Annotated in this window: 9 protein-coding genes and 1 riboswitch; of the genes, 2 read left to right on the forward strand and 7 right to left on the reverse strand. The window is 75.3% G+C overall.

Annotation, left to right across the window (positions count from 1 at the left end):
• From CTKZ_RS17140 to CTKZ_RS17165, 7 genes are all read right to left on the reverse strand, one after another.
• On the reverse strand, nucleotides 1–250 hold a 250-nt coding region (locus CTKZ_RS17140; RefSeq protein ID WP_148090512.1), incomplete at its 3' end, for a hypothetical protein.
• The gene (gene nadD, locus CTKZ_RS17145; protein ID WP_124344081.1) at nucleotides 247–846 is read right to left on the reverse strand and encodes a nicotinate-nucleotide adenylyltransferase; all 600 of its coding nucleotides are present in this window, start codon (nucleotides 844–846) and stop codon (nucleotides 247–249) included. The genes CTKZ_RS17140 and nadD, both read right to left, overlap by 4 nt.
• A gap of 23 nt (nucleotides 847–869) precedes the next feature.
• A complete protein-coding gene (locus CTKZ_RS22095; protein ID WP_200829795.1) occupies nucleotides 870–1025 on the reverse strand; it encodes a hypothetical protein in 156 nt (51 codons plus the stop codon).
• Nucleotides 1026–1083: 58 nt separating this feature from the next.
• Nucleotides 1084–2391 carry a glutamate-5-semialdehyde dehydrogenase gene (locus CTKZ_RS17150; protein WP_124344082.1) on the reverse strand — a complete coding sequence of 436 codons (1308 nt, stop codon included), beginning with the start codon at nucleotides 2389–2391 and terminating at the stop codon, nucleotides 1084–1086.
• Between the two features lie 4 nt (nucleotides 2392–2395).
• Nucleotides 2396–3004, reverse strand: a complete 609-nt coding sequence (locus CTKZ_RS17155) for a GNAT family N-acetyltransferase (protein WP_124344083.1) — start codon at nucleotides 3002–3004, stop codon at nucleotides 2396–2398.
• Nucleotides 3001–3417 carry a rhodanese-like domain-containing protein gene (locus CTKZ_RS17160; RefSeq protein WP_124344084.1) on the reverse strand — a complete coding sequence of 139 codons (417 nt, stop codon included), beginning with the start codon at nucleotides 3415–3417 and terminating at the stop codon, nucleotides 3001–3003. Before CTKZ_RS17160 ends, CTKZ_RS17155 begins: the two co-directional genes overlap by 4 nt.
• A gap of 73 nt (nucleotides 3418–3490) precedes the next feature.
• Nucleotides 3491–4312 carry a nitroreductase family protein gene (locus CTKZ_RS17165; RefSeq protein ID WP_124344085.1) on the reverse strand — a complete coding sequence of 274 codons (822 nt, stop codon included), beginning with the start codon at nucleotides 4310–4312 and terminating at the stop codon, nucleotides 3491–3493.
• 15 nt (nucleotides 4313–4327) lie between these two features.
• A riboswitch (SAM riboswitch) is annotated at nucleotides 4328–4433 on the reverse strand.
• Nucleotides 4434–4570: 137 nt separating this feature from the next.
• Here CTKZ_RS17165 and CTKZ_RS17170 point away from each other — a divergent pair.
• Nucleotides 4571–5875 carry an NtaA/DmoA family FMN-dependent monooxygenase gene (locus tag CTKZ_RS17170; RefSeq protein WP_160142929.1) on the forward strand — a complete coding sequence of 435 codons (1305 nt, stop codon included), beginning with the start codon at nucleotides 4571–4573 and terminating at the stop codon, nucleotides 5873–5875.
• Between the two features lie 179 nt (nucleotides 5876–6054).
• Nucleotides 6055–7305, forward strand: a complete 1251-nt coding sequence (locus tag CTKZ_RS17175) for an aminotransferase-like domain-containing protein (protein WP_124344087.1) — start codon at nucleotides 6055–6057, stop codon at nucleotides 7303–7305.
• The last annotated feature ends 55 nt before the right edge of the window (nucleotides 7306–7360 follow it).

The raw sequence follows: 7360 nt of genomic DNA on the forward strand, positions 1-7360 counted from the left end.
GCGGGGCGGCGGGCGGCTGCGCCCCCGCGGCCGGACGCGGCGCGTTGGTCGGGTCGAGCGTCGTGTCGCGGCTCGACCGGCGGGACCGCGCGGGCTGCTCGTCGGCCGGCTGCGACCAGGACGGCACGCCGGAGCCACCCGTCGTCTGCTCGCGCATGGCGCGACGGGACGACTGCCCCTGGGCGGCCTCCTGCTCGGCGGCGGCGCGCTCGAGCTCGCGGCGACGCCGCCGCTCTCCCGGTTCACTCATGACTGACCTCGATACAACCTGTGCTTCGCGATGTACTGGACCACCCCGTCGGGGACGAGGTACCAGACCGGCTGGCCGGCGCGTGCCCGCGCGCGGACGTCGGTCGAGGAGATCGCCAGGGCGGGGATCTCCTGGATGCTCACACGGTCGGCGGGCAGGCCGTCGACCGACAACGTGTGACCCGGACGGGTCACCGCCACGAAGTGCGCCATGGCGAACAGCTCCTCGGCATCCTTCCACGTGAGGATCTGCTCGATCGCGTCGGCACCCGTGATGAAGAAGAGGTCGGCGTCCGGGCGCAGCGTCTTGAGGTCACGGAGCGTGTCGACCGTGTACGTCAGCCCGGGACGCTCGATGTCGACGCGGCTCACGGTGAACCGCGGGTTCGACGCGGTCGCGATGACGGTCATCAGGTAGCGGTGCTCCGCGACGGTGACGTCCTGCTCCTGCTTGAACGTCGGCTGGCCCGTGGGGACGAAGAAGACCTCGTCCAGGTCGAACCGGTCCGCGACCTCGCTCGCGGCGACGAGGTGCCCGTGGTGGACGGGGTCGAACGTGCCACCCATCACCCCCAGGCGGGGTCGCCGCTGCGTCATCGGACCGGTGCTCCCCGCCGCGCTCAGTGGCGGGTCCCGACGCTCCGGAACGCGAAGGTGAACAGCAGCATGGCGACGAGGCCGACGAACGCCCCGACCCCGAACACCACGGGCGAGAACGGCAGCTCGTTGGCGTGCTCGGCGGCTTCCTCGGCAGCGGCGATCAGTGCGCTGTGCACGGTGTTCCTCCTGTGGGGTTGTCGGGGAGCGACAAGTGTCGCACGACGCGCTGTGGCGTCAGGGCCGGACGTGCCCGTCGCCCTGCACGACCCACTTGGTGGTCGTGAGCTCGGCGAGGCCCATCGGGCCGCGGGCGTGCAGCTTCTGGGTGGAGATGCCGATCTCGGCGCCCAGGCCGAGCTGTCCGCCGTCGGTGAACCGCGTCGAGGCGTTGACCATGACGGCCGCGGAGTCGACCTCGGCGACGAACCGCTCGGACGCGGCCAGGTCGCGCGTGACGATCGCCTCGGTGTGCCCCGAGCTCCACGTGCGGATGTGGTCGAGCGCCTCGTCGAGGTCGTCGACGACGCGGACCGCGAGGTCGAGCGACAGGTACTCCTTCGCCCAGTCCTCGTCGGTCGCGGCGACGACGGACACCTCCTCCGGCGCGAGCCGCAGCGTCGTCTCGTCGCCGTGGATCGTCACGCCGGCGTCCGCGAGCGCCGCCAGCGCGACGGGCAGGAACTCGTCGGCCACGCCCTCGTGCACGAGCAGCGTCTCCGCGGCGTTGCAGACGCCGACGCGCTGGGTCTTGGCGTTGAGCAGGATCGGCAGCGCGACGGACAGGTCGGCGCTCTCGTCGACGTAGACGTGCACGTTGCCGACGCCGGTCTCGATCACGGGCACGGTGGACTCGCGCACGACGGTCGCGATGAGGTCCGCTCCCCCGCGCGGCACGAGCACGTCGACGAGCCCGCGCGCGTGCATGAGCGCGACGGCACCGGGACGACCCCACGCGTCGATGGACTGCACGAGGTCGCCGGGGAGGCGCTGCGCGACGAGCGCGTCGGACAGCACGCGGACGATGACCTCGTTGCTGTGGGCCGCCGCGGACCCGCCGCGCAGGATCACGGCGTTGCCGGACTTCAGCGCGAGGCCGGCGGCGTCGACCGTCACGTTGGGCCGTGCCTCGTAGATCATGCCCACGACGCCCATCGGGACGCGCAGCTGGCGCAGCCGGAGGCCGTTCGGCAGCGTCGAGCCGCGCACGACCTCGCCGACCGGGTCGGGCAGGCCCGCGAGCTCGCGCAGCGCGTCGGCGATCGCCGCGACGCGCTCGTGCGTGAGGGCCAGGCGGTCGAGGAGCCCCGGGGAGATGCCGTCGGCGCGGCCCCGGTCCAGGTCGAGGGCGTTCGCGGCCACGATCTCGGCGGTGGCGGCGACCAGCGCGTCCGCGAGCGCGTGCAGCGCGGCGTCCTTGGTGGCACGGGTCGCGGTCGCGAGCGCACGGGACGCGACCTTGGCACGCTGCGCCACCTCGCGGACCTGCGCGGCGACGTCCGTCTCGGCGGCGTCGTGCAGGGGTGCCTCGAGCGATGCGGTCATCCCGTCAGGGTAGACCGCGGGCGCCCTCGTCGGTCCGGGGTTCCACGACCCGGCCGCCGGTCGCGGTGCCCTCCCCCACGGGCCCCACGTCGAGGCTGAACGCGAGCAGCGTCCCGCCGTCGACGACCCGCGTCTCGCGCTCGGGCACCCGCACGAACCCGAGGCGCTCGTAGAGGCGGTGCGCGCCGGTCATCCGGGGTCCGGAGTTCATGACGACGCGCGACAGGCCGCGTGCGCGGGCCAGGTCGACGACGAACCGCGTGAGCAGCGTCCCGATGCCGCGCCCGCGGGCCGACGGGTCGACCGCGAGCAGCCGGAAGTCGAGCTCGCCGTCCTGCCCGAGCGGCGAGATGTGCCCGCCGGCGCGCGGCGTCGCGACGGTGCCGACCAGCCTGCCGGTCGCGAGGTCCTGCGCGACCCAGACCTCGTGCTCGCCCGCTCGGGCCGCGACGTCGGCCAGCGACGCCCGGTAGGTGTCGCTGATGTCGTAGTCGTGCGCGTAGGCGGCGACGGACAGGCGCGCGACCTCGTCGTGCTCGTGCGGCTCGACGAGGCGCACGACGATCCCGACCTGCCGCGTCCCGTCGACCCGGTCGGTGGTGGGTGCGCTCACGCCGGGTCCTGGTCGACGGCGATCTCGTCGACCGGCAGGCCGGCGTCCTTCCACGCGGGTGCGCCGCCCTCGACGTGCACGACGTTCGTGAAGCCGCGCGCACGCAGCTCCGCGGCGACGGGACCTGAGCCGCGGACGGACCCGCACACGACGACGATCGGTGTGTCGAGGGAGACGACGGGCGCGATGTGCGCCGCCGACGCCAGGTCGAAGTCGGTGTCGACGGCGTACCGGTCGACGACCGTCGCGCCGGGGATCGCCCCCGTGCGCGCGCGGCCGGCGTCGCTGCGGACGTCGACGAGGACCGCGCCGGCGGCCACGCGCTCGGCGGCGTCGGCGGGCGTGACGAGCGGCGCCAGGGCGCCGGCGTCCTCGAGCGAGAGGTCCTCGGCGGGGGCGGTGGGACTGGTCATGTCGTGCTCCTGGGTGTGGAAGTCAGCGGGACTGGATCGGCGGGACGGGATCGGCCCGCGAGGTTCGCACGGGTCAGCGCAGCGGGAAGCCGCGGGTCTCCAGGTGCTCGCGCAGCCGGTCGCGGCCGTTGAGCGCGTGCGGGCCGGACAGCCGGGCGAGCAGCCGCTCGACCCAGGAGTGCGCGAGACCCTCGTCGGCGTAGAACGCGCCGATGCGCCGCTCGTAGTCGTCGACCGCGTCGTGCGCGCGCTCGTCGTACGTCTCGTGGTGCAGCACCGCGGACTGCGGCAGCCGCGGCTTGACGCGTGAGCCCTCGGCCGGGTCCGGGTGACCCACGACGAGCCCGAACGCCGGGAAGGCGTGCGCGGGGAGCCGGAGCAGCGCGGACACCTCGGCCGGGTGGTTGCGCAGCGCGCCGATGTAGACCGTGCCGAGGCCCAGCGACTCCGCCGCGAGCGTCGCGTTCTGGGCGGCGAGCGCCGCGTCGACGAACCCGACGACCGCCGTCTCGAGGTACTCGGCGCCCGCGGTCGGTGCCTCGTGCCTCGCCGCGACCGCGTGGGCGCGCGCGAGGTCGACCAGCCACACGAGCAGGACCGGCGCCTGCACGACGTGCGCCTGTCCGCCGGCGAGCTCCGCGAGGCGGGCGCGGGCGGCGGCGTCGCGGACGGCGACGACGCTCCAGAGCTGGAGGTTCGAGCTGGTCGCGGCGGACTGCGCGGCGGCGACCAGGGTCGTGAGCGTCGCGTCGTCGACCGCGTCGGGCAGGTAGCGCCGGACGGAGCGGTGCGCGAGCTGCTGCTCGACGACCGGCGTGCTCACGACGGCGTCGGGGGCGGCGCCGCCGTAGCGCTGCGTGGCGAGGCGGGTCGTGTCCTGGACGTCGACGGACATGCGGGGCTCCGGTTCGTTCGCACGTTGCCCGCCGGGACGACGGGCCGGGTCGCGCCCGGGAGCACCCCGCGTGCCGGGGTTGCTGCCCCGCCTGCCGGGCCAGACGGCGGGGCTCGTGACCTGCGCGGAAGGGTCGGCCCACGCCGCGGCACTGTCAACGCCCCCTCGGCGACGTCTCACATCGCGGGAGCACCAGTCCGTCCGTTGGATCGGCCGACGCGCCGCCGCACCATGACGCCCTCGCGAGAGGGGGACGGCATGACCGCACGACGGCAGATGGTGCTCGGCGCCTACCACACGGTCGCCGGGCAGCACGGCGGCGCGTGGCGCGTCAGCACGCAGGCGACCGACACGGAGTCGCTGGCCCAGCACCGGGCGGCGGCGCTCACCGCGCAGGACGCGCTGCTGCACTTCCTGCTCGTCACGGACGTGCTCGGCGAGCAGGGCGACCCGGTCTCCCCCGGCTTCCATCCCCGGCTCGAGCCCGCGGTGCTGCTCGCCGCCCTCGCGGCCGCGACCGAGCACATCGGTCTCGTCGGCTCCTTCTCGACGACCTTCAGCGACCCCGTGCAGCTAGCGCGCCAGCTCTCGAGCCTCGACCACGTGTCGGGCGGTCGGGCGGGCTGGAACGTCGTCACGTCGTTCCGCCGCGAGGCCGCGACGGCGCTCGGCGCGGACCGGCTCCCCGACCACGCCGAGCGGTACGCGAAGGCCGCCGACGCGGTGCGGGCCGCGGTCGCGCTCTGGGACGCGTGGCAGCCCGACGCGGTGGTCCGCGACCGGCGCACCGGACGCTACGTCGACCCGTCCCGGGTCCGCCGGGTCGAGCACGTCTCGGCCCACCACGCGGTGCGCGGGGTGCTGCCCGCGTCGCGCTCGCCGCAGGGCCGGCCGGTCCTCTTCCAGGGTGGGTCGTCCGAGGCCGGGCTCGCCCTCGCGGCCCGGTACGCGGACGTCGTGCTCACGGCCCAGGACCACCTGGGTGACGCGGTCGCGTTCGCGCACGAGGTGCGGGCGCGCGCCGCCGACCGCGGCCGCGAGCGCGTCCTGGTGCTGCCCGGCGTCGTCACGGTCGTGGCCGACACGCGCCGCCAGGCGCAGGACGTGCACGACCGCCTCACGGCCGCGATCGACGACGACCACGCGCGCGCCCGGCTGTCGGCGATCCTCGGCTGGGACACGTCGCACCTGCCGCCCGACGCACCGCTCGACCTCGCGCCTGCCGTCACCGACGGGCACCGCAGCCGCGCACGGCTGCTGCACGCGCGCGCCGAGCGGGACCGGCTCACCGTCGCCGAGCTCGCACGCGTGGCCGCGGCGACCCGCGGCCACCGTCTGGTCGTCGGTACCGCGCAGGACGTCGCCGACGAGCTGCTCGCGTGGTTCGACGCCGGCGCCGCGGACGGCTTCCTCGTCGGGCCCGCCGTCATGCCGTCGGGCCTGCGCCGGTTCGCGCGCGACGTGGTGCCGATCCTGCAGCGGGCGGGCGCGTTCCGGACCGCGCGGACCCCCGGCACGCTGCGCGAGCAGCTCGGCCTCCCGCCGGTGCGCGCCGGTGGCTGAGACGACCGCGTCCACCCGTTGACTCCCCTGCGAGCCGTGCCTAGCGTCCGCGGCCCGTCAGGAGTCCCGCCGTCTGGCTCGGCAGGCGGGACGGCAGCCCGCGGCACGCGTGGGGTGCTGCCGAGCACGCCGTGCGGCCCCGGCCGTGCGACGTCGAACCACGGAAGGTCCGGTCCGTCATGACCACCACCGTCACCACCGCCCCGGCGGCCACCGAGGCGCCCACCGCGCCTGCGTCCCTCTCCGCCCTCGCACGCGCCCTGAGCGCCCCGAAGGGCTTCGGCGACGCGAGCCTGCGCCGGCGCCGACCCGGCGACATCGAGCTGCTCGGCGGGATCCCCGACGACACCGCGCTCCCGGTCGAGGCGCTGCTCGCGTCCGCCGAGCGCGTCCTGCGCGGCGCACGCTCGGGCCCGGCCGCGTTCCAGTACTCGCAGTCCGCGGGCCTCGACGACCTCCGCGGCTGGATCGCGGCGCGCGAGGGCGTCGACCCGGCGCGGGTGATCGTGACGAACGGCGGGTTCCACGGCCTGTCGCTCGCGGTGCTCACGCTCGTCGAGCGCGGCGACGCGGTCGCGGTCGACAACCCGATCTTCCCGCTGTTCCTGCGCGCCCTGGAGCTCTCCGACGGCCGCCCCGTGCCCGTCCGCGTCGGGCCGGACGGCCTCGACGTCGACGACCTGGAGCGGCAGCTGCGCGCGGGTGCGCGACCCGTCGCGGTCTACACCGTGCCGGACTTCCACAACCCGTCGCAGGGGACGCTGCCGACCGACCAGCGCGTGCGGCTCGTCGACCTCGCCGAGCGGTACGGCTTCGTCGTGCTGGCCGACAACCCGTACCGCGAGCTGCGGTTCCGTGGCGCCGACGAGGACTCGACGATCCTGTCGACGTCCGACCGGGTGGTGCACGTCAACACGTTCTCGAAGACGCTCGGCCCGGGCCTGCGGCTCGGCTGGGTCGTCGCGTCCGAGGAGCTCGCGAGCGCGTTCGTGACGCTGCGCAACCGGCAGGACTCGCACACCTCCACGCTCGAGCAGCAGATCGTGGTCGACCTGCTCACGCACGACCCGGCCTGGTTCGACACCACGCTCGCGCGGGCCCGCGACCTGTACCGCGAGCGCGCCGACGTGCTCGTGGACGCGCTGCACGAGCGCCTCCCCGGGATCGTCGAGACGCGCCGCCCGGACGGCGGCTTCTTCCTGTGGCCGCGGCTGACCGACGCGTCGATCGACCCCGTCCGCCTGCACGCCGAGTCCGCCGAGCGCGGTGCCACGTACCAGCAGGGCGAGTTCTTCGCGTCGGGCGGCCGCCGCGAGTTCGCCGACCACCTGCGGCTCGCCTACGGCAACCACACGACCGACACCCTGCTCGCGTTCGTCGACCGCCTCGGCGCGGCCGTCGACGCGGTACGCGCCTCCCACCCCGCCTGAGAACTGGAGCACCACCCGCGATGACCCTGCACCTCGCCCTCGCGGTCGACGGTCC

Origin of the sequence: Cellulomonas algicola, from assembly GCF_003851725.1 — a bacterium.
GTDB classification, from domain to species: domain Bacteria; phylum Actinomycetota; class Actinomycetes; order Actinomycetales; family Cellulomonadaceae; genus Cellulomonas; species Cellulomonas algicola.

What these genes read in the sequence shown, in the direction of transcription:
- nadD (WP_124344081.1), bottom strand. Translation starts at nt 846, where the DNA reads ATGACGCAGCGGCGACCCCGCCTGGGGGTGATGGGTGGCACGTTCGAC.
- CTKZ_RS17150 (WP_124344082.1), bottom strand. Translation starts at nt 2,391, where the DNA reads ATGACCGCATCGCTCGAGGCACCCCTGCACGACGCCGCCGAGACGGAC.
- CTKZ_RS17160 (WP_124344084.1), bottom strand. Translation starts at nt 3,417, where the DNA reads ATGACCAGTCCCACCGCCCCCGCCGAGGACCTCTCGCTCGAGGACGCC.
- CTKZ_RS17165 (WP_124344085.1), bottom strand. Translation starts at nt 4,312, where the DNA reads ATGTCCGTCGACGTCCAGGACACGACCCGCCTCGCCACGCAGCGCTAC.
- CTKZ_RS17170 (WP_160142929.1), top strand. Translation starts at nt 4,571, where the DNA reads ATGACCGCACGACGGCAGATGGTGCTCGGCGCCTACCACACGGTCGCC.
- CTKZ_RS17175 (WP_124344087.1), top strand. Translation starts at nt 6,055, where the DNA reads ATGACCACCACCGTCACCACCGCCCCGGCGGCCACCGAGGCGCCCACC.